Source organism: Pseudomonas sp. LBUM1644, from assembly GCF_059716195.1.
This window is the reverse complement of the sequence record NZ_CP166812.1, coordinates 2,548,366-2,570,915: the sequence shown is the minus strand read 5'-3', so window position 1 is coordinate 2,570,915 and position 22,550 is coordinate 2,548,366. Positions and strand designations below refer to the sequence as shown.

The 22,550-nt window shown below is 60.2% G+C and carries 20 protein-coding genes and 2 pseudogenes; 15 read left to right on the top strand and 7 right to left on the bottom strand.

The genetic code is table 11. From position 1 onward, the window contains the following. The first annotated feature begins 50 nt into the window (after positions 1 to 50). Complete coding sequence (locus tag ACA052_RS11585) at positions 51 to 1,589, top strand: APC family permease (RefSeq protein WP_497649784.1); 1,539 nt, start codon at positions 51 to 53, stop codon at positions 1,587 to 1,589. Positions 1,590 to 1,730: 141 nt separating this feature from the next. Here the strand turns inward: ACA052_RS11585 and ACA052_RS11580 are convergent, their stop codons facing one another. Further along, a complete protein-coding gene (locus ACA052_RS11580) occupies positions 1,731 to 1,967 on the bottom strand; it encodes a hypothetical protein (protein ID WP_497649783.1) in 237 nt (78 codons plus the stop codon). Positions 1,968 to 2,160: 193 nt separating this feature from the next. On the opposite strand from ACA052_RS11580, the gene ACA052_RS11575 reads away from it, so the two are divergent. The 6 genes from ACA052_RS11575 (at position 2,161) to yghX (ending at position 9,379) form a co-directional block, all read left to right on the top strand. Continuing rightward, positions 2,161 to 3,924, top strand: a complete 1,764-nt coding sequence (locus tag ACA052_RS11575; protein ID WP_497649782.1) for an L-lactate permease — start codon at positions 2,161 to 2,163, stop codon at positions 3,922 to 3,924. A gap of 130 nt (positions 3,925 to 4,054) precedes the next feature. After that, entirely contained in the window at positions 4,055 to 5,554 is a 1,500-nt protein-coding gene (glcD, locus tag ACA052_RS11570) for a glycolate oxidase subunit GlcD (RefSeq protein WP_497649781.1), read from the top strand. After that, positions 5,554 to 6,618 (top strand): glycolate oxidase subunit GlcE, encoded by a 1,065-nt coding sequence (glcE, locus tag ACA052_RS11565; RefSeq protein WP_497649780.1) that lies wholly within the window; start codon positions 5,554 to 5,556, stop codon positions 6,616 to 6,618. The genes glcD and glcE overlap by 1 nt, the downstream gene beginning before the upstream one ends. 3 nt (positions 6,619 to 6,621) lie before the next feature. Further along, the gene (gene glcF / locus ACA052_RS11560; protein WP_497649779.1) at positions 6,622 to 7,863 is read left to right on the top strand and encodes a glycolate oxidase subunit GlcF; all 1,242 of its coding nucleotides are present in this window, start codon (positions 6,622 to 6,624) and stop codon (positions 7,861 to 7,863) included. Next, positions 7,860 to 8,264: a heme-binding protein gene (locus ACA052_RS11555; RefSeq protein ID WP_497649778.1), complete on the top strand. Its 405-nt coding sequence runs from the start codon at positions 7,860 to 7,862 to the stop codon at positions 8,262 to 8,264. Before glcF ends, ACA052_RS11555 begins: the two co-directional genes overlap by 4 nt. Positions 8,265 to 8,491: 227 nt before the next feature. Beyond that, the gene (yghX, locus tag ACA052_RS11550) at positions 8,492 to 9,379 is read left to right on the top strand and encodes a YghX family hydrolase (protein ID WP_497649777.1); all 888 of its coding nucleotides are present in this window, start codon (positions 8,492 to 8,494) and stop codon (positions 9,377 to 9,379) included. A 213-nt stretch (positions 9,380 to 9,592) separates the two neighbouring features. Here yghX and ACA052_RS11545 read toward each other — a convergent pair whose 3' ends face one another. From ACA052_RS11545 to ACA052_RS11535, 3 genes are all read right to left on the bottom strand, one after another. Next, on the bottom strand, positions 9,593 to 10,246 hold the full coding sequence (locus ACA052_RS11545; RefSeq protein ID WP_497649776.1) for a peroxiredoxin: 654 nt from the start codon (positions 10,244 to 10,246) through the stop codon (positions 9,593 to 9,595). A 64-nt stretch (positions 10,247 to 10,310) separates the two neighbouring features. Then, entirely contained in the window at positions 10,311 to 10,859 is a 549-nt protein-coding gene (gene mug, locus ACA052_RS11540; RefSeq protein WP_497649775.1) for a G/U mismatch-specific DNA glycosylase, read from the bottom strand. Between the two features lie 11 nt (positions 10,860 to 10,870). Further along, the gene (locus tag ACA052_RS11535) at positions 10,871 to 11,494 is read right to left on the bottom strand and encodes a TetR/AcrR family transcriptional regulator (protein WP_497650307.1); all 624 of its coding nucleotides are present in this window, start codon (positions 11,492 to 11,494) and stop codon (positions 10,871 to 10,873) included. Between the two features lie 240 nt (positions 11,495 to 11,734). Between ACA052_RS11535 and ACA052_RS11530 the strand changes: the two genes are divergently transcribed. The 5 genes from ACA052_RS11530 (at position 11,735) to ACA052_RS11510 (ending at position 17,818) form a co-directional block, all read left to right on the top strand. Continuing rightward, positions 11,735 to 12,856, top strand: coding sequence for an HlyD family secretion protein (locus ACA052_RS11530; protein ID WP_497649774.1), 1,122 nt, complete (start codon positions 11,735 to 11,737; stop codon positions 12,854 to 12,856). Beyond that, positions 12,853 to 14,337 (top strand): DHA2 family efflux MFS transporter permease subunit, encoded by a 1,485-nt coding sequence (locus tag ACA052_RS11525; RefSeq protein WP_497649773.1) that lies wholly within the window; start codon positions 12,853 to 12,855, stop codon positions 14,335 to 14,337. The genes ACA052_RS11530 and ACA052_RS11525 overlap by 4 nt, the downstream gene beginning before the upstream one ends. A 19-nt stretch (positions 14,338 to 14,356) precedes the next feature. Continuing rightward, positions 14,357 to 15,847: an efflux transporter outer membrane subunit gene (locus tag ACA052_RS11520; protein WP_497649772.1), complete on the top strand. Its 1,491-nt coding sequence runs from the start codon at positions 14,357 to 14,359 to the stop codon at positions 15,845 to 15,847. 30 nt (positions 15,848 to 15,877) lie between these two features. Beyond that, entirely contained in the window at positions 15,878 to 16,828 is a 951-nt protein-coding gene (locus ACA052_RS11515; protein WP_497649771.1) for an aldo/keto reductase, read from the top strand. Positions 16,829 to 16,891: 63 nt separating this feature from the next. After that, on the top strand, positions 16,892 to 17,818 hold the full coding sequence (locus ACA052_RS11510) for a LysR family transcriptional regulator (RefSeq protein WP_497649770.1): 927 nt from the start codon (positions 16,892 to 16,894) through the stop codon (positions 17,816 to 17,818). Positions 17,819 to 17,877: 59 nt separating this feature from the next. Here the strand turns inward: ACA052_RS11510 and ACA052_RS11505 are convergent, their stop codons facing one another. Then, positions 17,878 to 18,150, bottom strand: a complete 273-nt coding sequence (locus ACA052_RS11505) for a DUF2790 domain-containing protein (RefSeq protein ID WP_497649769.1) — start codon at positions 18,148 to 18,150, stop codon at positions 17,878 to 17,880. Between the two features lie 344 nt (positions 18,151 to 18,494). Here ACA052_RS11505 and ACA052_RS11500 point away from each other — a divergent pair, with 344 nt between their 5' ends. Beyond that, the gene (locus tag ACA052_RS11500; RefSeq protein WP_497649768.1) at positions 18,495 to 19,556 is read left to right on the top strand and encodes an alpha/beta fold hydrolase; all 1,062 of its coding nucleotides are present in this window, start codon (positions 18,495 to 18,497) and stop codon (positions 19,554 to 19,556) included. A gap of 143 nt (positions 19,557 to 19,699) precedes the next feature. Here the strand turns inward: ACA052_RS11500 and ACA052_RS11495 are convergent, their stop codons facing one another. Then, positions 19,700 to 20,518 carry an aldo/keto reductase gene (locus ACA052_RS11495; RefSeq protein WP_497649767.1) on the bottom strand — a complete coding sequence of 273 codons (819 nt, stop codon included), beginning with the start codon at positions 20,516 to 20,518 and terminating at the stop codon, positions 19,700 to 19,702. 100 nt (positions 20,519 to 20,618) lie between these two features. Between ACA052_RS11495 and ACA052_RS11490 the strand changes: the two genes are divergently transcribed. Together ACA052_RS11490 and ACA052_RS11485 are read left to right on the top strand one after the other, a co-directional pair. Beyond that, entirely contained in the window at positions 20,619 to 21,407 is a 789-nt protein-coding gene (locus tag ACA052_RS11490) for an alpha/beta hydrolase (RefSeq protein WP_497649766.1), read from the top strand. Positions 21,408 to 21,485: 78 nt separating this feature from the next. After that, positions 21,486 to 21,875: pseudogene (locus tag ACA052_RS11485) on the top strand (AraC family transcriptional regulator); the annotation flags it as partial. On the opposite strand, the pseudogene ACA052_RS11480 reads toward ACA052_RS11485, so the two are convergent. Beyond that, positions 21,862 to 22,398: pseudogene (locus tag ACA052_RS11480) on the bottom strand (autotransporter outer membrane beta-barrel domain-containing protein); the annotation flags it as partial. The pseudogenes ACA052_RS11485 and ACA052_RS11480 sit on opposite strands and share 14 nt — an antisense overlap. Between the last annotated feature and the right edge of the window lie 152 nt (positions 22,399 to 22,550).

The window sequence follows — 22,550 nt, the reverse complement described above, 5'->3', positions numbered from 1 at the left end:
GGCCCGACCCGCCAGCATCAATCCACTGCCATTGATAATGAGGAAATAACATGAGTGGCTCACCTAACGCGCGTGCAAGTGTCAGCGCCGATCAGGATGCGGAACAGCTCCGCGCCCTCGGCTACAGTTCGGACTTCAATCGCACCATGAGCCTGTGGGAGAACTTTTCCCTGGGCTTCACCTACCTGTCGCCGGTTGTCGGCGTCTACACCCTGTTCGGTTTGTGCCTGGCAGCAGGCGGCCCGCCGATGTTCTGGTCTTACCTGCTGATCGGCGCCGGCCAACTGCTGGTGTGCCTGATTTTCGGTGAAATCGTTTCGCAGTTCCCGATTTCCGGTGGCGTCTACCCATGGGCGCGTCGCCTGGTGGGCAAGCGCTGGGCGTGGATGGTCGGCTGGGTGTATGCGTGGGCCTTGTGCGCCACCATCGCCGGGGTTGCCGTCGGTGCCGGGCCGTACCTGGCGATCATGCTGGGCTTCCATCCCGGCCCCGAAGCCAATATCTACATTGCCCTGACGATCATCCTGCTCTCGACCGCACTCAATCTGGTAGGCACCAAATTGCTGGCACGGGTGGCGATGTTCGGCTTTCTCTGCGAACTGGTCGGGGCGATCCTGGTCGGCGGCTACCTGTTGATCTTCGAGCGCCATCAGCCGTTCAGCGTGCTGTTCGACACGTTCAATCTTCAAGTCAACGGTTCGTACTTGCCGGCATTCCTCGCGGCGTCGCTGGCGGGCCTGTTCCAGTACTACGGTTTCGAGGCCTGCGGCGATGTCGCCGAAGAAACCCCGAACCCGGGCAAGCGCATTCCGAAAGCCATGCGCATGACCATCTACATCGGCGGTGCCGCAGCGATGTTTGCCTGCCTGGCGTTGATCCTCTCGGTGCCGGACATGGCCAAGGTGCTGGCCGGGGAAGACACCGACCCGGTTGCCACCATCCTGGCCAATGCGTTCGGGCCGGTCGGTTCGCGCCTGGTGATGGCGGTGGTGATGGTCTCGTTCATCTCCTGCGTCCTCAGCCTGCAAGCGGCGGCAAGCCGTCTGTTGTTCGCGTACGCCCGTGACGAAATGATCATTGGCAGTTCGCTGCTCAAACGCCTCTCGGGCAACCATGTGCCGTCGTTCGCATTGCTGATCAGCGGCGTGGTACCGGCAGCGATCGTCTGCCTGGGCATGTTCATGGCCGATGCCGTGGCGACCATCGTCGGCTTCGCGGCGATTGGTATCTACGTCGCGTTCCAGTTGATCGTCATTGCCGCGTTGATCGCCCGCGCCAAGGGCTGGCGCCCGAGCGGTCAATTTACCTTGGGTGCGTGGGGTTTGTGGGTGAATGTGGCGGCTTTGATTTATGGGCTGTGCGCAATCACCAATATGGTCTGGCCGCGCTCGCCGGATGCGCCGTGGTACATCAATTATTCGATGATCCTGACCACCCTGGTGGTAATGGGCGCTGGCTTTGTTTACATGCTGCTGGGCAAGCCTTACGACAAAGGCACGGCGCCGGCGGGGGATGCATGGAAGTTCTCGACACCGTTGGCCAAGGCGCCCGGTATTTCCGGCGCAACGGTTAACAGACCGGCAATATGACAACACCCAATTCCTGAAGGAACCGAATCCACTGTAGGAGCTGCCGCAGGCTGCGATCCTTTGATCTTTCGCTTGGACTGTAAAAAGATCAAAAGATCGCAGCCTTCGGCAGCTCCTACAGGATGTGCGCGGTCTCAACGCTTACAACGTTCGCTGGCTATTACCAATGCCCTTCGCGATATCAATCCCCCAGTCCAGCGCCGCTTCCATGTCCAGAAGATGCGGTTTTGGATCGGGATCCTCAGATATGACCGAGCCGTCCGGCCAGTAAACTCCGATGAACATCTTCAGCGAGCCATCTCTCAATATCTCTGCTTTGACCTCGATCTTGCATCCGTTCGACAGCGTTTCCTTGTAGTCCAAATGGCGCTCAGTCATTGCTGCATTCCTCCCGTCGTTGACACCCGAGTGACGCAAACCCTTAGCTGCCATCTTAGCTCACCGACGCCTGCCAACAGCGCTCATTCAGGAAAAACCAGCCCTGCCCTGACAGCGGCGTAATGCCACCTATACTACAAGCCACCTTCCCCTAGGGGTCTGCATTCCCAACAATAAAAAGCAGAGGTGGAACATGGTCTGGCAGCAAATCTACGATCCGTTCGGTAACCCGGTGCTTTCAACCATCATGGCGGCAGTGCCGGTCGTGGTGATGCTGGCCTCCCTCGCGTTTTTCCACATCAAGGCACACATAGCGGCTTTACTCGCCCTCGCCTCGGCGCTGTTGATCGCGATTTTCGCGTTTGGCATGCCGGCGACCATGGCCGGTTCGGCGGCGTTGTTTGGCGCTGCCAACGGACTGCTGCCGATTGGCTGGATTGTGCTGAACATCATTTTCTTGCACCGGCTGACCACCGAGAACGGCTCGTTCAAGGTCCTGCAAGATTCTCTGGCGCGTATTACCGACGACCGACGCCTGCAATTGCTGCTGATTGCCTTCTGCTTCGGCGCGTTCTTCGAGGGCGCTGCGGGTTTCGGTACGCCGGTGGCGGTGACCGGGGCCATTCTGATCGGTTTGGGCTTCTCGCCGCTGGCCGCGTCGGGGCTGGCGTTGATCGCCAACACCGCGCCGGTGGCGTTTGGCGCCCTGGGCACGCCGATCATCACGCTGGCCAAGGTGACCGGGCTGGATGAAATGGAACTGTCGATGATGGTCGGTCGGCAATTGCCGTTCTTCTCGGTGCTGGTACCGTTCTGGTTGATCTGGGCCTTCGCCGGCTGGCGCAAAATGCTGGAAATCTGGCCGCCGATTCTGGTCGCCGGGGTCAGCTTCGCCGTGCCGCAGTTCCTCGTGTCCAACTACCACGGCCCGATGCTGGTGGACGTGATCGCCGCGCTGATTTCCATGGCCTGCCTGACCGGCTTCCTCAAGGTCTGGAAACCGGCCACCGTGCACACCTCCGCCGCGCTGTCCGGACGCGTCGACAACTCGAAAATCGATGCCGAACATGACGAAAAACCCACCGCCACCGCGACGTTTTCCGCCGATGCCAAGCCTGCCGTGATGCGGGCGTGGATGCCGTGGATCATCCTCACGATCTTCGTCTTCGCCTGGGGCACCCAGGGCTTCAAAAACATGTTCGATACGCGCCCGGCCATCGACCCACAAACCCACTCGGCCAAGCTTGACCCTCAGGGCAAGCCCGTGCGCGAAGCGAACCCGATCTTCTCGCCGGCCCTGACCTTCACCACCCTGCACTTGCAAGTCGAGAAGGTACCGCCCGTGGTGCCTGCGCCTAAAACCGAGGAAGCGATCTACAAGTTCACCTGGTTCACCGCCACCGGCAGCGGCATCTTGCTCTCAGCCATCCTCGGCGGGCTGCTGATGGGCTACTCCATTCCCCAGTTGGTGCGCCAATACCTGCGAACGCTGTGGGTGGTGCGTTATTCGCTGATTACCATTGCGGCGATGCTTGCCCTGGGCTATCTCACCCGCTACTCGGGCCTCGACGCAACGATGGGCCTGGCCTTTGCGGCAACGGGGATTTTCTACCCCATGTTCGGCACCCTGCTCGGCTGGCTCGGCGTGGCGCTGACCGGCTCGGACACCGCGTCGAACGTGCTGTTTGGTGGCTTGCAACGGGTCACCTCCGAGCAGTTGGGCATTAGCCCGGTGTTGATGGCCGCCGCCAACAGTTCCGGCGGGGTCATGGGCAAAATGGTCGACGCCCAATCCATCGTGGTGGCGTCCACGGCCACTCGCTGGTATGGCCATGAAGGGGAAATCCTGCGTTATGTGTTCTTCCACTCGATCATCCTGGCGATTCTGGTCGGCGGGCTGGTGACGTTGCAGGCGTATGTGGCGCCGTTCAGTCATATGGTGGTGGGCGGGCATTGACCGAGGCAAAAAAAACAAAAGATCGCAGCCTTCGGCAGCTCCTACACGCGATCCCATGTAGGAGCTGCCGGAGGCTGCGATCTTTTGATCTTCGCCCGGGCGTTCGTGAACGGAGTATCGTAAAGCAACCATGAATATTCTCTACGATGAACGCGTCGACGGCGTACTGCCTGACGTGGACAAAGCCGCGCTGTTGCAGGCGCTGCACGCGCAGTGGCCGGATCTGGAGATCCTGCATCAGCGCGAAGAGCTCAAGCCGTACGAGTGCGACGGGCTGTCCGCCTACCGCACCACGCCGATGCTGGTGGTGCTGCCGCGTCGTATCGACCAGGTGCAAGGCGTGCTGCGGGTGTGTCATGAGCGGCAAGTGCCGGTCGTCGCCCGCGGCGCTGGCACCGGTTTGTCCGGTGGCGCATTGCCGCTGGAAAAAGGCGTGCTGCTGGTGATGGCGCGCTTCAACAACATCCTGCACATCGATCCGGCCGCGCGCACGGCGCGGGTCCAGCCGGGCGTGCGTAACCTGGCGATTTCCCAGGCCGCGGCGCCCTTTGGCTTGTACTACGCGCCGGACCCTTCCTCGCAGATCGCCTGTTCCATCGGCGGTAACGTGGCAGAAAACGCCGGTGGCGTGCATTGCCTGAAATACGGTCTGACCGTGCACAACTTGCTCAAGGTCGACATTCTGACCGTCGACGGCGAACACTTGGCCCTGGGCTCGGACGCACTCGACTCGCCCGGCTTCGACCTGCTGGCGTTGTTCACCGGTTCCGAAGGCATGCTGGGGGTGATTACCGAAGTCACGGTCAAACTGCTGCCCAAACCGCAGACCGCCAAGGTGTTGCTGGCGGCGTTCGATTCCGTTGAAAAGGCTGGCCGCGCCGTCGGTGACATCATTGCCGCCGGCATCATTCCCGGCGGCCTGGAAATGATGGACAACCTGGCGATTCGTGCCGCCGAAGACTTCATCCACGCCGGCTATCCGGTGGATGCCGAAGCCATTCTGCTGTGCGAGCTCGATGGCGTTGAAGCCGATGTCCACGATGACTGCGACCGCGTGCGCCAGGTGCTGGAGCGGGCAGGCGCCACCGAAGTGCGCCAGGCCAGGGATGAAGCCGAACGTGTGCGTTTCTGGGCCGGGCGCAAGAATGCCTTTCCGGCAGTGGGTCGGCTCTCGCCGGATTATTACTGCATGGACGGGACGATCCCGCGTCGCGAGTTGCCCGGTGTGCTACAGGCCATCGCGGCGTTGTCGGCCGAATACGACCTGCGGGTGGCCAACGTTTTCCACGCCGGCGACGGCAACATGCATCCACTGATTCTGTTCGATGCCAACCAACCGGGGGAACTTGATCGCGCCGAGGCGCTGGGCGGCAAGATCCTGGAGTTATGTGTGAAGGTCGGCGGCAGCATCACCGGCGAACACGGCGTTGGCCGCGAGAAGATCAATCAGATGTGCGCCCAGTTCAACAGCGACGAGTTGACGCTGTTTCATGCGGTCAAAGCCGCCTTCGACCCGAGCGGCATGCTCAACCCCGGCAAGAACATTCCGACCCTGCACCGCTGTGCCGAATTTGGCGCGATGCACGTGCACATGGGTCAACTGCCCTTCCCTGATCTGGAGCGTTTCTGATGCCCGGCGAATGGGATTTCGATGACAGCGCCGCGCTGCTGGAGCAGGTCAATCAGGCACTGCAAAACGCCACGCCGCTGCGCATTCAGGGCTCCAACAGCAAGGCGTTCCTGGGTCGCATCACGGCCGGTGAAGTGCTCGATACGCGCACCCATCGAGGCATCGTCAGCTACGACCCTACCGAGCTGGTGATCACGGCGCGTTGTGGCACACCCTTGTCGCAGCTGTGTGACGTGCTGGATGCGGCGGATCAAATGCTGCCGTGTGAACCGCCCGCGTTCGGTGACGACGCTACCGTCGGTGGCATGATTGCCTGCGGGCTGTCCGGGCCACGCCGGCCCTGGTCAGGGTCGGTGCGGGACTTCGTCCTCGGCACACGGGTCATCACCGGCCACGGCAAGCATCTGCGCTTCGGTGGCGAAGTGATGAAAAACGTCGCTGGCTACGATGTGTCGCGATTGATGGCCGGCAGTTACGGTTGTTTGGGGGTCATCACCGAAGTCTCGCTCAAGGTCCTGCCTAAACCACGCCAGGCCTTGAGCATCAGCCTCGACATGGACAATGAGCGTGCGTTGCTGCGCCTTGCGGAATGGGGCCAGCAACCGCTGCCGATCAGCGCGGCCTGCCACGATGGCCAGCGCCTGCACTTGCGGCTTGAAGGGGGTGAAGGCTCGGTGGCGGCAGCGCATGACCGTTTGGGCGGCGAGCTGCTGTACGCTTCGTACTGGGCTGACCTCAACGAGCATCGTTTGAGTTTCTTTGATGAAGGCCAGCCCCTTTGGCGGCTTTCGCTCCCGCACAACACACCGCGGCTTTCGCTGCCCGGTCGTCAATTGATGGATTGGGGCGGCGCACAGCGCTGGCTCAAGTCTGACGCTGGGGCGGCGTTCATTCGCCAGGTCGTCGAAGCGGTAGGCGGGCATGTGACTTGCTACAGCCACGGCCTCGTCGACAGCCCCTTCCAACCACTGCCGGCGGCGCTGATGCAGTACCACCGGAACTTGAAGCAACAACTCGACCCCAGGCAAATCTTCAACCCCGGGCGCCTGTACGCGGAGCTTTGAACCATGCAGACGACCCTGAGTGAACACGCCAGCCAGTTGCCTCGGGCCGCCGAAGCCGAAAGCATTCTGCGGACTTGCGTGCACTGTGGTTTCTGCAATGCCACCTGCCCGACCTATCAATTGCTGGGCGATGAACTGGACGGACCGCGGGGTCGTATCTACCTGATCAAGCAAGTGCTGGAGGGTAACGAGGTCACCCGGAAAACCCAGCAACACCTGGATCGCTGCCTGTCCTGCCGGAACTGCGAAACCACCTGCCCCTCTGGCGTCGACTACCACAACTTGCTGGACATCGGCCGGGCGGTGGTCGATGCCGCGGTGCCGCGCCCGCTCGGCCAGCGCCTGTTGCGCGAGGGATTGCGGGCGGTCGTGCCCAACCCGGAACTGTTCAAGGGGCTGGTGGGGAGCGGTCAGGTTTTCCGTGCGTTGTTGCCCAGCACGCTGAAGATAAAGCTGCCGCGCACCGTGTATCCGGCAAAGCCGCGCCCCACCGCCCGGCACGCCCGGCATGTGCTGATGCTCGAAGGTTGCGTACAGCCGAGCCTGTCGCCCAATACCAATGCCGCCGCCGCGCGCGTCCTCGATCGGTTGGGGATCAGCGTCGTTTCGGCCCGTGAGGCCGGTTGTTGCGGTGCCGTGGACTACCATCTGGACGCTCAAGCAGCCGGCCTCAATCGCGCCCGCCGCAACATCGATGCCTGGTGGCCAAGCATCGAACAAGGTGCGGAGGCGATTGTGCAGACCGCCAGCGGTTGTGGTGCGTTTATCAAGGATTACGGCCACTTGCTCAACGCCGACCCGGCGTATGCCGACAAGGCGCAAACAGTCAGTGCGCTCGCCAGGGACCTGGTGGAAGTGCTGCGCGATGAGCCGCTGGAAACGCTCGGCGTACACAGCGGTCAGCGCCTGGCGTTCCATTGCCCGTGCACCTTGCAGCACGCGCAAAAGCTCGGGGGTGCGGTCGAGGCGATGCTGACGAGTCTGGGCTTCAACCTCACCGCCGTTCCCGACGCTCACCTGTGCTGCGGCTCGGCGGGCACCTATTCGCTGACCCAACCTGAACTGGCCCGACAACTGCGGGACAACAAGCTCAATGCCCTGGAAAGCGGACATCCCGACGTCATCGTTACCGCCAATATCGGCTGTCAGTCCCACCTCGACGGCGCGGGCCGTACCCCGGTCCGGCACTGGATCGAACTGGTCGAAGCCGCGCTGCCCTCACCGAGCACTGGAGAAACCCCATGAAAACCAAAGCCGTATTGAGCCAGGTCGAAGTCACACAGATTCTCGCTGCCGCACGCACCGAGGCGCAAAACAATCAGTGGGCCGTGACCATCGTGATTGTCGATGACGGCGGTCATCCCCTGGCCCTCGAACGCCTCGACGGTTGTGCCGCGTCCAGCGCCTACATCGCCACGGAAAAGGCGCGCACTTCCGCGCTGGGTCGGCGTGAGTCCAAAGGCTATGAAGAGATGGTCAATGGCGGGCGTTTCGCGTTTCTGTCAGCACCGCTGCTGACGTCGCTGGAAGGTGGCGTGCCCATTATTGTCGACGGCCAGGTGATCGGCGCGGTGGGCGTGTCGGGGGTGAAAGCCGAGCAGGATGCGCAAGTGGCCAAGGCGGGGGCGCAATGTCTGGGCGGTTGAATTGCGACATTACTTACCGGCACCGAAAATACCTTTATATGACCCACGAAACACCTTTATGAGCCCTATATGGATCATTCAAGGCTATATTTTTCGACGATGCACAATGGCGTTCCCCCACTGCAAGAAGGCCAAGGTTCTTTTTGGGTGTGCAGCTACGCTCGATAGGTACCGCTCACGTTGCCGAGCCGACAGAGTGATCGATCCGCCCAAAGAGGAAACCCGCAATGCCTCGTCTCACCGCTAAAGACTTTTCCCCGCAACTGCTGGAACTCTACGACTACTACGCCCACGGCAAGATCAACCGGCGAGAGTTTCTCGACCGGGCGGCGTTGTTCGCGTTGGGCGGTTTGACGGCCAGCGCGCTGCTCGCCGCGCTGAGTCCGAATTACGCGCTGGCCGAGCAGGTTGAATTTACCGACCCGGACATCATCCCCGAGTACGTCACCTATCCCTCGCCCAAGGGCAACGGGCAGGTGCGTGGTTATCTGGTGCGTCCGGCGAAAGCCACCGGCAAGGTGGCAGCCGTGGTCGTCGTGCATGAAAACCGCGGGCTCAACCCGTATATCGAAGACGTCGCCCGGCGTGTGGCCAAGGCCGGTTTTATCGCCCTCGCCCCCGATGGCCTGACCTCGATGGGCGGTTATCCAGGCAACGACGACAAAGGCCGGGAGCTGCAGGAGAAGGTCAATCCTGAAAAGCTCATGAATGACTTTTTCGCCGCCATCGAGTGGCTGATGAAACACGACGCCACGAACGGGAAAGTCGGCATCACCGGGTTTTGCTACGGCGGTGGTATCACCAACGCGGCGGCGGTCGCCTATCCCGAGCTGGGGGCCGCGGTGTCGTTTTATGGCCGACAACCCGAGGCAAAAGATGTCGCCCGAATCAAGGCACCGATCATGCTGCACTACGGCGAACTGGATACGCGCATCACTGAAGGATGGCCCGCCTATGAGCAGGCGTTGAAAGCGGCAGGCAAGACCTACGAAGGCTACATTTACCCCGGCGCCAACCACGGGTTCCATAACGACTCGACGCCTCGCTACGACGAGGCGGCAGCCAAACTGGCCTGGGACCGCACGCTGGGCTGGTTCCGGCGGTACCTGGTTTAGCCGGTCACCCTGCTGGACCCGCCCAAGGTTTACTACTGTTCATTTAAGCGAATTGGGCTTATGTAGGAGCGAGTTTGCTCGCGATGGTCGTTAACGATTGCGCGTGTTTGCTGGCTAAACGCGGCGCTCTTGAGGCCATCGCGAGCAAGCTCGCTCCTACAACATCACTAAGTGAACAACGTTGCGCTCAGGGTGACCGTTGCCAGTGATGGATTACTTTGGCTGCGCCACCGTGCGCAGATACGGTTTCAGCGTTTTGAAGCCTTGCGGGTATTTCTTCTTCGCGTCTTCGTCGGAGACTGACGTGGGAATGATCACGTCTTCGCCCGGACGCCAGTTCACCGGGGTGGCAACCGTGTGCTTGGCGTTCAATTGCAGAGAGTCGAGCAGACGCAAGACTTCATCGAAGTTGCGCCCGGCACTCATGGGATAGATCAGCATCGCCTTGACCTTTTTGTCCGGACCGATGATGAACACCGAGCGCACCGTGGCGTTATCCACGGCGGTGCGCGAGCCGCCGCTGGCATTCGGGTGGATCATGTCATAGAGCTTGGCCACCACCAGGTTATCGTCGCCGATCATGGGGTAGTTGACGGCATGTCCCTGGGTCTCTTCGATGTCATCAGCCCAGGCCTTGTGATTACTGACTGGGTCGATGCTGAGCCCGACGATCCTGGTGTTGCGTTTGTCGAACTCCGGCTTGAGCCTGGCCATATAACCCAGTTCAGTGGTACATACCGGCGTGAAGTCCTTTGGATGCGAGAACAGAATGGCCCACTTGTCGCCAATCCATTCGTGGAAATGAATCGGGCCTTCAGTACTTTCGGCGGTGAAATCCGGGGCTTCATCGCCTATGCGAATGGTCATGCTCAATCTCCTTCCAGTGACTGATAGGAACGCCGTTTCCAACGGCACGCTGTGTCTGCGCGAATCAGTATAGGAGAGCCTTTGGAAAAGGCTGGGAATCCGCCGCGAGGCGTGTCTGCCCATGGAGCGCGCGGTAGGCGCCCACCAGTTGCTCCAGGGTAAATGCGCGATTTCGGCCACTGGGGTTGGGCAAAACCCATACCGAAGCATTGCCGAAAGTCTTGGGTTGAAGGCCCCAGGTAACGTCTCTTTGGCCGGACAACGCGCAATAGGCCGCCTTACCCAGAAACGCAACGAAACGCGGCGCATAGCGCGTGATCTTTTGTTCAAAATCCGCAGCGGTGGCGGTGAATTCTTCTAAAGATAACTGATCCGCCCGCGCCGTCGGCCGCTCGACCACGGCGGTCAGTCCGCACTGATGCTGCAAGATCGTCCGGTCGTCTTCCGGTCGCACCTCCGTTGGCGTGAACCCAGCAAGGTGCAGCGTGCGCCAAAAACGATTGTTCCTGCCCGCAAAATGATGCCCCTGGGCGGCCGCCATCACGCCCGGGTTAATCCCGCAAAAAATCACCTCGAGGTGTTCAGCCAGAATATCGTCGAGTCTTTCGCCCATCTTGAAACCTCTCAACCGCAGATCACGTTGACCGCGTTGCCTGCAAGCGCCGTCAATTCTGCGCGGGATTTGCCCGCCCGCGCACGGATCGAAATGCTGTGCAGCAAGGACGACGCCAGTACCGCGAGGGCCGCTGCGTCGACATCGCTGTTCAACTCGCCGGACTCGATGGCCGTTCGCAAGCGCGCTTCTAGGTCGGCATCGAGCCGGCTGAGCCGGTCCGACAGCACCTCTCGAATTTCCGGATCCTCGACGGCTTCAGTCGTCGCCGTGCCGATGGCAAAACAGCCGCGCGGCTGGCCGTCACCCGAAAAATAGATCGACAACTGCCCTTCGTAGAACCGTAGCAACGCCTCGCGCAGCGTCAGGTTGTTGTCCGTCAGCGCCTCATGCATATCCGCAGCGGCAAACTCCCAATATTGCTCGAGCGCCTTGATATAGAGCGCGTGTTTGTCACCGAAAGCGGCATAGAGACTCGGGCGATTCATGCCGGCTGCGGTGGCGATGCTGTCCAGGGAAGCGCCGGAATAACCGGTGCTCCAGAACACACCAAGCGCTTGCTGCAGCGCGGTTTGCGGGTCATAAGCGCGAGGACGGCCGCGGCCTTTTGCTTCTGTAATCTTTTTTTGTGCCATGTCGTACAAAATCCTTGATGGAAGTTGGGTGCAGGGATATTCTTACACCATCGCACAAAATTAAGGAACCAGAAATTCCTTGATTTACGGTTTGTTGAAGCGGAGCTCGAACTGAGTGTTGCGGCGACGAAACAGGTGCGGCGGAGCGATCCTCCTGCCCGCGCTCGGGCTTGATTTCTCACAGCAACTATTGACGTCAGGGCTACAGGCCCGACCTCCCGGTTAAAGGTGCATTCGATCATGACTAAAGCGTTCGACATCCCGGCTTCGCAGACCTACGAACATCCCGAGCCCATCAAGAAACCGTTCAAGGAGAAACTCCGGCCCTTTCTGATCGTGGGCGCCCCGCTCCTCTTCGCGGCGGTGGGCTATGCACACTACGTGGCGGGCGAACCCTTCGTTTCGACCGACAACGCCTACGCCCGTGTGGCAAAAGCATCGATCAACGCGCGCATTTCCGGCCAGGTCGTGGAAATCGCGGTCGAGGACAATCAGCAGGTTCACAAAGGCCAGGTGCTGTTTCGCATCGACCCCAAACCGCTGCAGATCGCGGTTAACCGTGCCGAAGCCCAGCTGAGTGTGGCGCGCCTGCGCATCGACGGGCTCAAGGCCAGTTACCGCCAGCAGCAGGCGGAGCTGCAATCGGCCAAAGAGTCGGCCGATTTCGACCAACGGGAATTCGCCCGCAAGAAGGCGCTGGTCGCGACCGAATTCGTTTCGCGCGCCATTTACGAGCGTGCCGACACCGACCTTAAAGTGTCGCGGCAACGCATCGTGTCGATCGAACAGCAGATCGCCAGCACGGTCGTGGCATTGAACGGCAATCCGAACATCGAACCCGACAGCCACCCGAGTGTGCGTGAAGCCAAGGCCCAGCTCGACGAAGCGCAGCTGTACCTCTCGTACGCGACGGTGTATGCGCCGGACGATGGCATTGTCGCCAAGGTCGACGATCTGCAGGTTGGCAACTACGTCAACAACGGCGCGCCAGCCTTTGCGCTGCTGTCCGGGCGTGAGATCTGGATTGAAGCCAACTTCCGCGAAACGGAGGTGACCCACATGCGTCCGGGCCAGGAAGCGACCATCCGTATCGACACTTATCCTGACCATGTCTTCAAAGCCCACGTGACCAGCATGAGTCCCGGCGCCGGATCGGACTTCGCCCTGCTGCCACCGGAGAACGCGACCGGCAACTGGGTCAAGGTGGTTCAGCGGGTACCGGTACGGCTCGAGCTCGACGAGGCCGATCCCGCCCTGCCGCTGTTCTCGGGCACCAGCGCCACGGTCAAGGTTGATACCGGGCATCGCACGCCGTGGTGGCATCCGCTCAAATCGCTGTTGACCGCGGGTACCGACCGATGAACGCCAACCTTGCCGGACCTCCCGGTGCGGGGACATTAAGGTTTGCCGCGCTGCTCGCGACCTACATGCAGTCGGCAAACCTGCCCTTGCCGAATGCGGTGCTCAGGTTGATTCAGGGCAGCCTGTCGATGACCGACGACCAGGCCGGCTGGATCTTCACTTCATACCTCGCCGCAAGCGCCATCAGCATGCCGGTGGCGCAATGGTTGGCCGGGCGTTTTGGCCTGAAGCTGGTTTATCAAGCGGCACTGGCCTTCTTCGTCCTCGGTTTGCTGCTCGCTACGCTGGCCACGACCCCACTGGAGTTCATCGGCGCGCGGATTATTCAAGGCCTGGCGAGTGGCGTGCTGGCACCGTTGTCGATGGCAATTTCGATGGAGACGTTGCCCCTGGAGAAGCGTGCGAAATTTGGCGCGACGTGGACCGCCATCGTGCTGTGCGGCATCGTCAGCGGGCCGAGCATCGGTGGCTGGGTCGGCGAACACTTCGGATGGCGCCCGATCTTCTACATCAGCCTGCCGCTGTCGGCGTTTATCTGCCTGGTGATGGCGCTGTTGCTGGCCGAGAAAAAAGCCGAGAAACGCCCGTCGTTCGATTTCTTCGGTTTCGGCAGCTTCACGCTGGGTTTGATCAGCCTGCAAATGCTGCTGGATCGCGGTGAACGTCTCGACTGGTTTTCTTCGACCGAGATCTGGCTGGAAGCGCTGGGCTGTGCACTGGGGCTGTACCTGTTCGCGGTGCACATGCTGACCGCCAAGGTGCATTTCCTCAATAAGCGCTTGTTCAAAGACAGCAACTTTGTGCTGTCGACGATCATTTTCTTCGCCGTGGGTTTCGTGCTGTTGTCGACCATGGCCCTCACCTCGCCGATGCTGGACGAGATTCTCGGCTACCCGCCAGACACCACAGGCTCCCTGACCATTCCGCGCGGTATCGGGCTGGTCGGCGCGTTCCTGTTGATGGGCCGTGTTCCGGAACGTTTCGACCGTCGGTGGTTCGTTGGAGCAGGCGTTGCCACGGTGATTTACGCCAACTGGCTGATGCTCGGTTACTCGCCGTTGATGGACTGGTGGCCCGTGGCGGTGGCGGGTGCGATCCAGGGCATTGGCATCGGCGTCTTGATGCCATCGCTGACCAAGGTCGCGTTCAGCACGCTCGATCCCACGCTGCGCCCGGAAGGCACCGGCTTTTTCAACCTGTCACGGGTGTATGGCAGCACCCTCGGCGTGGCGATTGTGCAGCTGTTTTTCTTCAACAATACGCAAGCGATGCACCTGGCGCTCGCCAGCAACCTGACGCCGTATCGCGCTGCTGCGCATGCCCTGCCGACGTCCCTGCAAGCACTGGCCGGACTCAACGAAATGATCACCGGCCAAGCCGCGTTTATCGCGGTGATCGACCAATTCAAGATTTTGATGTTCGCGATGCTGGTGGTGAGCCCACTGGTCGTCTTTCTTCGCAAGCCCGTTCCGACCAACTAGTTTTCGTGGAGTTTGCCAAATGAAATCCAAAGCGCTCTTCATCAATAGACCCCTGTTCAAAACCGCGTTCGGTGCGACGGCAGCCCTGGTGTTCCTGACTGCCTGCACCGTCGGCCCCGACTATCAAATGCCCCCACCCAGTCTGTCGCAGCACTACGACCAACAGGCGGAGCAGCGCCTTGGCCAGAACGGCAATACGCCGGGACAACAGCGCATCGACCTTGGCAAAAAGGTCGGCGGTGACTGGTGGACGGCCTTCCGTTCGCAGAAGCTGGACAAGGTTGTACGTCGCGCCATCAAAGGCAATCTTGAACTGGTGGCGGCCGACGCAACGATCCGGCAAGCGGCCTCCTCCGTTGCAGCGGCGGAAGGTGCGCTGTACCCGCAGGTCGATTTTGGCGCGACGGCGGGTCGCCAGCGGGTACACAATGCGAAAGAGCCTGCCATCTCCAACTTCTACGCAATCGGGCCGCGCGTTGGCTTCGACCTTGATGCATTCGGTGGCAACAAGCGCCTGGTCGAGCAGCAAGAAGCGTTTACCGATCTGCAGAAGCATCGGTATGACGCGGCGTACCTGACTTTGACCGGTAATGTTGCCAGCCAGGCGTTGTTGGTCGCCTCTGCCAATGCGCAGATCGAGGCGGTCCAGAAACTGCTGGCGAATGACACCCGCAACCTCGAACTGGTGCGTATGGCGCACGCCAACGGCAGCACCACGCAGATCGACGTTTCGCTGGCCGAGACCCGGCTTGCCCAGGACCGCACGCTGTTGCCACCCCTCGCCCAACAGCGTGACGCCGCACGCCACGCGTTGTCGATTCTCACGGGCAAAGGCCCTGGCGACTGGATTGCTCCAGACTTCGATTTGGCCGAGTTTGCATTACCGGCCAACGTGCCCGTCAGCCTGCCCTCGGAAATGGCCCACGGCCGGCCGGACGTACTGCAAGCCGAGGCGGAGCTGCACATGGCCAGCGCGGCCGTTGGCGTCGCGACCGCCAATCTTTATCCCCACGTAACGCTGTCTGCGTCCCTGCTGCAGGCCGCGTCAGGCAATGGCGGCGCGGCGCTTTGGGGCTTCGCAGCGGGGATCGCAGGTCCGATCTTCGATGGCGGAACGCTCAAGGCTGAACGTCAGGCTGCCGTCGACGGCTACAAAGCGACGCTCGCCGGCTACCAGCAGACGGTCATTCAGTCGTTCGGCCAGGTCGCCGACTCGCTGCAGGCCATCAACCATGACGCCGAACAAAACCTGGCACAGGAAGACGCCCTGCGCGCCGCCGAAACCAGTTTTCGGTTGAACCAGCAAGCCTACGCACAAGGCGAGAACAGCATCCTCCAGGTGCTGGAAGCGGAACGTGCCTATGAGCAGGCGCTGCTGGGGCAAATCCGCGTGAAGACCGCGCAGTACCTCGACACCGTGGCGCTGTACGTAGCACTCGGCGGAAATTCAGTAGGTGCGTCTGAGCAACGAGTTGCCAGCCGCGAACAGCACAACTCTTCGTATCAATAGCGGCTGCGGCCAGGACATTGGAGTAAAGAGATGACTTACGAATCATTTTACGATGCGCTTCGCGACACAAAATTCCCGCTTAACCACGGTTCTGGCGAAATACCGGCCGTTGGGTTTGGCACGTTGTTCCGCGATCTCAGTACAACCACGCAAGCGGTCAAGGACGCACTGGACGTCGGGTTTCGCCATTTCGATTGTGCGGAACGCTATCGCAATGAGGACATGGTCGGGGTTGCGTTGAAGGAAGTGCTGGCGTCTGGGAAAATCCAGCGGGAAGACGTGTTCATCACCACCAAACTGTGGAACACCAACCATCGTCCCGAGCGCGTTCAACCGGCATTCGAGGCCAGCTGCCGACGGCTTCAGGTCGACTACATCGACTGCTACCTGATTCACACGCCCTTTGCCTTCCAGCCCGGCGACAACCAGGACCCGCGAGATGAACAGGGTCACGTCATCTACGACACCGGCGTCACGCTGATAGACACCTGGAGGGCACTTGAGCAACTGGTGGATGAAGGCCGCTGCAAGTCCATTGGTTTGTCTGATATCACGCTGGACCGTTTAAAAGAGATTGTGGCCGTCGCCCGGATAAAGCCTGCCGTCGTGCAGGTCGAGTCGCATCCTTTCCTGCCGGAATGGGAGCTGGTTGAATTTTGCAAAGAGCATGGAATTATCGTGCTAGCGTTTGCACCACTGGGCCATGGCATGGAGCCGAATGTGCTGCAAGATCCAGTGATTACCCAGATCGCGCAGCGCTTGCAGAAGACCCCGGCGCAAGTGGCGTTGGCCTGGTCGGTACAGCGAGGGGTCGCTTTCCTGACCACTTCTGCAACACGGAGCCATATCCAGGAAAACTTCGATATTGCTACCCTGCCGCATCGGGCCATGCTTGAAATCAAGGAAGAAATCGACACCCGTATACGTTTCAACTCGGTCGTGGAAACCGGTGTGCCTGGATTTATACCGCGCAAGAAGTAACGCGCAACGAGGGGTGTCCCGGCAGGGCCGCCCCTTTTATCGATTGCCTTTGAGGTGAAAACGATGGACGTTTTCCAGACCCTGCGTGCGTTCGTCGCTGTCGCTCAAAGCGGCAGCTTCACGGCGGCCGCCGAGCTGTTGGACAGCACCACGACCAACGTTTCCAAAGCGGTTTCCAGCCTGGAAGCCAGGCTGCAGACTCGCCTGATCAACCGCACCACCCGGCGCCTGGCATTGACCGAAGCCGGCATACGCTATTTACAACGCTGTGAGAGGATTCTTGATGAGGTACGGGAGGCCGATGAAGAAGCGGGAACGGCACATACCCTGCCCGTCGGCCGGCTGAAAATTCACGCCATGTCCGCCATCGGTAACCATTACGTGATCGATGCCATTGCCCGGTACAGAGAGACGCATCCCTCGGTCATGTTTGATTTGACGCTGACCAACCGACTCCCCGATTTACTCGAGGAAGGGTATGACATGTCGATTGTGTTGGCGCGGGATCTGCCCGATTCAGGATTTGTCGCTCAGCGGCTCGGCATCACCTACAGCATTCTCTGCGCCTCGCCAGCGTACTTGAAGAAACGCGGGCACCCCGAGTCACCGAGTGCACTGGGCTCACATGATTGTCTGAGGATTGTGAATACGGTCATGCCGGCTGAAAACTGGGCATTCGAGGGGCCGCAAGGCGTGGAGACGGTCAACCTGACTATCTCGCCTTTTCACGTCAACACGGCCGATGCGATGACTGTTGCGATAGAAAGCGGAATGGGGATTGGTATTCAGCCGATTGCTTCTGCAGTCGATGGCTTGAGAGCAGGCACACTGGTGCGCGTACTGCCAGAGTATAAATTCGAAGAGTTCAACTTGTTTGCCATTTACCCATCACGAAAGTTCGTGGATGCAAAAATAAAAACCTGGGTAGATTTTCTTAAAGATTACATACCGGGTTTGTTGGCTTCCGATAAAAAACTCGCGGGGTCATAAATAACGCTTCTCGGGTTTTGCAGGCATGGAGTGTCGACCCTCCATCGTTCTCACGTTACTCATCCGTTCGAACAGCCTGTGCCCATGACTTGATACTGCATGACATGCCGTTGACCGTGGGAGTCTTCATAGGTCATTTGAGCCGGCACCGGGCCGCACTCATTCGGGATATCTGTAATGGTGATGATTTTGGCGATATCCAGTTTCATGTCGTAACTGTAAATCTCGACCGGAACCTTGCTGGCCGCCTCGGTCGAAGGACTCTCGCCTGCAAAGGCTTGTCCGCCTAAACCGCCCAGTGCAAGAACAAGCGCAATTTTCAAGATCTTCATGATATTCACCGTCTCGTTTAAGGCGCGCCCTGCGATCGCAGATCGTAAAGCTCGCATTGAGTTTCAGAGTTTTACCTGGTGAGTCAGTGAGTGTTTAACGCTCTTTGCTCATTCGGTAGAGACGATGCTAGGTGTTTATACCGGCCCTAAAAAGCGCCCTGCCGGACAAACACTATTGCCGGTTTGCGCATGAATAATAGGCTTCAAAAAGGTGCCGGATCGACACCATGTGCAATCACGCATAAGCGCGTTCCTGTGCTGTTATCTATCTTGGATATTGATTACGTCCACCAATCCGGCCTTGCCAACACGCCAGACCCTGTTTCTGGCAGAGGGAGTTCACGATGAAGATGGCTCTGTTGAACAACAAAAACGAAATGCGCCGCCGAAAACTCATTGGTCCCTCGGTCCTGGCTTGCGCACTGCTGCAGTTCAGTGTCCTGGGCGCCACCCATGTACAGGCCGCGGACGCGGAGCCGGCCAGTGCCACCCAATCGGCGGCACAGGGTGCGTTCGGTCCACTGAAGCATGTCAACGCCGGCCTGTTGAATGTGGCGTACGCCGAAGTCGGCCCGGCCGACGGGCCGGTGGTGATTCTGCTGCACGGCTGGCCGTACGACATTCATAGCTACACCGAAGTGGCGCCCTTGCTGGCCGCCAAGGGTTATCGGGTGCTGATCCCGTATGCGCGCGGTTATGGCGATACACATTTCCTGTCGGCCAAGACGCTTCGCAATGGCCAACCTGCGGCGCTGGCCAGCGATGTCATTGCCTTCATGGACGCACTCAAGATCAAGCGCGCGGTGCTCGGTGGCTACGACTGGGGCGCGCGCTCGGCGGACATCGTTGCGGCGCTCTGGCCGGAACGGGTGCAGGCGCTGGTTTCCGTGAGCGGTTACCTGATCGGCAACCAGGCGGCGGGCAAGAATCCGTTGCCGCCCAAGGGCGAACTGCAGTGGTGGTACCAGTTTTATTTCGCGACCGAACGCGGCCAGGCCGGCTATGAAAAGAACCGACACGACTTCGCCAAGTTGATCTGGGAGCTGGCGTCGCCAAAATGGTCGTTCGACGATGCCACGTTCGACCGTAGCGCCGCGGCCCTGAACAACCCCGATCATGTCGCAATAACGATATTCAACTATCGCTGGCGGCTGGACCTGATCAAGGGCGAACCCCAGTATGAAGCGCTGGAACAACGGCTGGCCAAGGCCCCGCCTATCTCCGTGCCGACCATTACGCTTGAAGGTGATGCCAACGGCGCACCGCACCCGGCGGCCGAGGATTATGCGAAGCGGTTTACGGGCAACTATGAATACCGACTGATCAGTGGTGGGATTGGCCATAACCTGCCGCAGGAAGATCCGCAGGCCTTCGCCAAGGCAGTGATCGACGCGGATCACCTGTAACGCGCACTGAATGGGATGTACGCCCCCCTGTAGGAGCTGCCGCAGGCTGCGATCTTTTGATCTTGATCTTTAAAAACAAAATCAAAAGATCGCAGCCTGCGGCAGCTCCTACAAGGGGCGGGTTTCGGACAGCGGCCAGGCAATTAGCCCAGCAAATCGATCAACTGCTCGCGCTGCGCCCCCGTCAGCATCAACCCCACGCCGGCCCCGGCATTTTCCGCCATGTAGCGTGGGTTACCGGTGCCGGGGATGACGCAGGTCACCGCCGAATGCGTCAGCAAAAACTTGAGCGCCAGCGGCGGCCAGCTTTTCACCCCCACTTGCGCGGCCCAACCTGGCAGCGGTTTGCTCTTCAAGCGGTCAATCAAACCACCACCGCCGAAGGGGCGATTGCAGATCACCGCCACGCCTCGCTCGCGACACAGCGGCAGGATGCGCTTTTCGGCGGCGCGATCGTCCAGGGCATAGTTGATCTGCAAAAAATCCAGCGGCTCGGCCTTGAGGACTGCTTCGACCTCGTCGTACGCCGACGCCGTGTAGTGGCTGATCCCGATGTAGCGAATACGCCCTTCTTCCTTCCATTTGCGCAGCGTGGGCAGGTGGGTTTTCCAGTCCAGCAGGTTGTGGATCTGCATCAGGTCGATACGATCGGTCTGCAGTAATTTGAAAGACTGCTCCATCTGTGCGATGCCTTCCTCGCGACCACGGGTCCAGACCTTGGTGGCCAAAAAGGCCGGTGAGCGCGGTTGATGGATCGACAACAATTCACCGGTGGTCTGTTCGGCGCGACCGTACATGGGCGAGCTGTCGATCAACGTTGCGCCCTTCTCGAACAATGTACTGAGCACGGCGGGCAGGTTTTTGTAGGCGGGATCGGCAGGCGCGACATCAAAGCCGCGATAGGTGCCCAGCCCGACGATGGGCAATGATTCAGCACTGGACGGAATGGCCCGGGTCAGCATGTTCTTGCCTCCTGATCTCAAAGGGCGGCGGGGCCCGCTATCGATCTACTACACTCTGAAAGCGATCAAGCGATAGCCGTCTTCAGGTCCAGTACAGTCAATGTCGCCCCTTAAACTTAGTCGAATGTCACGAATCCTGATGTCTATCGTCGTAATCGTTGCCGCCGTGTATCTGGCACTCTGCATTGCGCTGTTCGTATTTCAACGCGCCCTTATCTACTTTCCGCTGCCACGTTCCGTCGGAGCGGCCGAATCGCTGCTGACCCTGGCAGTAGACGATGCACAGGTGCTGGTGTCCGTCCGTCCGCATGACGGGCCGAAGGCAATGATCTATTTCGGTGGTAACGCCGAGGACGTTTCTCGCAACCTGCCCGCGTTTTCCCAGGCGTTCCCGGATCATGCGCTTTACCTGCTTCACTACCGGGGCTACGGCGGGAGTTCAGGCTCGCCCTCCGAGGAGGCGATTGCCCGTGATGCCGTGGCCTTGTTTGATCAGGTCTACGCCACACACCCGCATGTGGCAGTCGTCGGGCGCAGCCTTGGCTCGGGTGTCGCTGTGCGTCTCGCCAGTCAACGCCCGGCGGCTCGCCTGATCCTGATCACGCCCTATAACAGCCTTGAAGAACTCGCCGCCCGCCAGTTCCCAATGTTCCCGGTGAAGTGGCTGCTTCAAGACACGTTCGAATCCTGGAAGTACGCCGCTCGCATCACCGTGCCCACGCTCTTGATTGCGGCGCAGGACGATGAAGTGATCCCGCGTGCAAGCACCGAGCGGCTCTTGACGCATTTCGCAAACGGCGTGGCGTCGCTGCGGGTTATCAGCGGTGTGGGGCACAACTCGATATCGGAGAGTCCGGCGTATCTCAAGCTGCTGGGATCGGGTTTGTAGAAGACCACAGAAACACCGTCACACATCTGTCATTGCGCCCTGATAACGTTTTCTCCCCCTCCCAAGGCGACACTTCAGGTGTACTCAAGCACGACGCGCAAGCAAATCATCCTCAGATCCGACGACATGCGCGGTGACGACTTCGGCGCGCTGTTCTCAAAAATGTTTGGCAACCGCTACGCCGACTCGCCACCCCCACCCAGCAATATCATCATCGGCGGCGACTTCACGGTCGATTTTCCCGATCCCCACGACGAAATCACCTTCGTCATCCCCACCGCCGGCACGATTATCTTCAACCACGCCACTGAGTCGGTTGGATTTGCCAAGGTCGGTCTGGCCATCGACAAGGCCGATGTCCGCACGGTGCGCTTCATCGATAATCATGCACAACACGGGATTTCGATCAGGCGTGCGCTCCTCACCGAACGACTGTCAACGCTGCTGGGCAAGCCGATTCGAAGGCGGCGCGCTGTTCAATATCCAGTCCCAGCAGGTGCCCCTGACTGTCGACCTGATGATCGCCAAGCACATGCTCGTAGCCGACCTGGACACCTGGCACCAATTGCCAAGCGCCAACGCCGATCGCGGCAAACGACGCATTGAGGTTGGCCACGGCACTGCGGCGAGTTTCCTGGATGCCGTCGACGTCGAGGGCCAGTTCGCTGCCTTTCTCCTTGAAGCCCGCCAAGTCCAGGTGGCTGACGCGCACGCCGAGGCTCGGCTCCAGGATCAAGCCGCTCACTGCCAGACGGTAGCCCAGCGCCAGGCTAGCACCCGAGAGGTTGCCTCGGCTGTAGCCGAAGCCGGCATGGGCGCTGAGTTGTTCGGAGAATCGCTGGGTCAGGCCGACCATCGTCCCTTGGCTATGCTCGTTGCTGCTGGCCGCGTGGGACGAGCCGTCGGTGCCCAGATAGCCCGCCAATGCAGTCGTCCACAAGCGATACTGGCCGATCTTGAGGTCCGTGCCGCTGGCGTAGGGCGAAGCTGCCTATGTTCGCCAGCGAACAGACGAACAGCCCTCCAAGTCTCCACACTCAAGTTGAAAAGCTAAGTCCACCAAGCGCTGCTCGGTGCTGGCGCAATGCGTTGACGCACCTGTAAAAATGCACGCAATTGTATGATGCGTTTCAGGCTCAGGAC

Bases quoted from the DNA above. Each gene is read 5' to 3' on its own strand.
- ACA052_RS11585 (WP_497649784.1), top strand. From the start codon at position 51: ATGAGTGGCTCACCTAACGCGCGTGCAAGTGTCAGCGCCGATCAGGAT.
- ACA052_RS11580 (WP_497649783.1), bottom strand. From the start codon at position 1,967: ATGACTGAGCGCCATTTGGACTACAAGGAAACGCTGTCGAACGGATGC.
- ACA052_RS11575 (WP_497649782.1), top strand. From the start codon at position 2,161: ATGGTCTGGCAGCAAATCTACGATCCGTTCGGTAACCCGGTGCTTTCA.
- glcD (WP_497649781.1), top strand. From the start codon at position 4,055: ATGAATATTCTCTACGATGAACGCGTCGACGGCGTACTGCCTGACGTG.
- glcE (WP_497649780.1), top strand. From the start codon at position 5,554: ATGCCCGGCGAATGGGATTTCGATGACAGCGCCGCGCTGCTGGAGCAG.
- glcF (WP_497649779.1), top strand. From the start codon at position 6,622: ATGCAGACGACCCTGAGTGAACACGCCAGCCAGTTGCCTCGGGCCGCC.
- ACA052_RS11555 (WP_497649778.1), top strand. From the start codon at position 7,860: ATGAAAACCAAAGCCGTATTGAGCCAGGTCGAAGTCACACAGATTCTC.
- yghX (WP_497649777.1), top strand. From the start codon at position 8,492: ATGCCTCGTCTCACCGCTAAAGACTTTTCCCCGCAACTGCTGGAACTC.
- ACA052_RS11545 (WP_497649776.1), bottom strand. From the start codon at position 10,246: ATGACCATTCGCATAGGCGATGAAGCCCCGGATTTCACCGCCGAAAGT.
- mug (WP_497649775.1), bottom strand. From the start codon at position 10,859: ATGGGCGAAAGACTCGACGATATTCTGGCTGAACACCTCGAGGTGATT.
- ACA052_RS11535 (WP_497650307.1), bottom strand. From the start codon at position 11,494: ATGGCACAAAAAAAGATTACAGAAGCAAAAGGCCGCGGCCGTCCTCGC.
- ACA052_RS11530 (WP_497649774.1), top strand. From the start codon at position 11,735: ATGACTAAAGCGTTCGACATCCCGGCTTCGCAGACCTACGAACATCCC.
- ACA052_RS11525 (WP_497649773.1), top strand. From the start codon at position 12,853: ATGAACGCCAACCTTGCCGGACCTCCCGGTGCGGGGACATTAAGGTTT.
- ACA052_RS11520 (WP_497649772.1), top strand. From the start codon at position 14,357: ATGAAATCCAAAGCGCTCTTCATCAATAGACCCCTGTTCAAAACCGCG.
- ACA052_RS11515 (WP_497649771.1), top strand. From the start codon at position 15,878: ATGACTTACGAATCATTTTACGATGCGCTTCGCGACACAAAATTCCCG.
- ACA052_RS11510 (WP_497649770.1), top strand. From the start codon at position 16,892: ATGGACGTTTTCCAGACCCTGCGTGCGTTCGTCGCTGTCGCTCAAAGC.
- ACA052_RS11505 (WP_497649769.1), bottom strand. From the start codon at position 18,150: ATGAAGATCTTGAAAATTGCGCTTGTTCTTGCACTGGGCGGTTTAGGC.
- ACA052_RS11500 (WP_497649768.1), top strand. From the start codon at position 18,495: ATGAAGATGGCTCTGTTGAACAACAAAAACGAAATGCGCCGCCGAAAA.
- ACA052_RS11495 (WP_497649767.1), bottom strand. From the start codon at position 20,518: ATGCTGACCCGGGCCATTCCGTCCAGTGCTGAATCATTGCCCATCGTC.
- ACA052_RS11490 (WP_497649766.1), top strand. From the start codon at position 20,619: ATGTCGCCCCTTAAACTTAGTCGAATGTCACGAATCCTGATGTCTATC.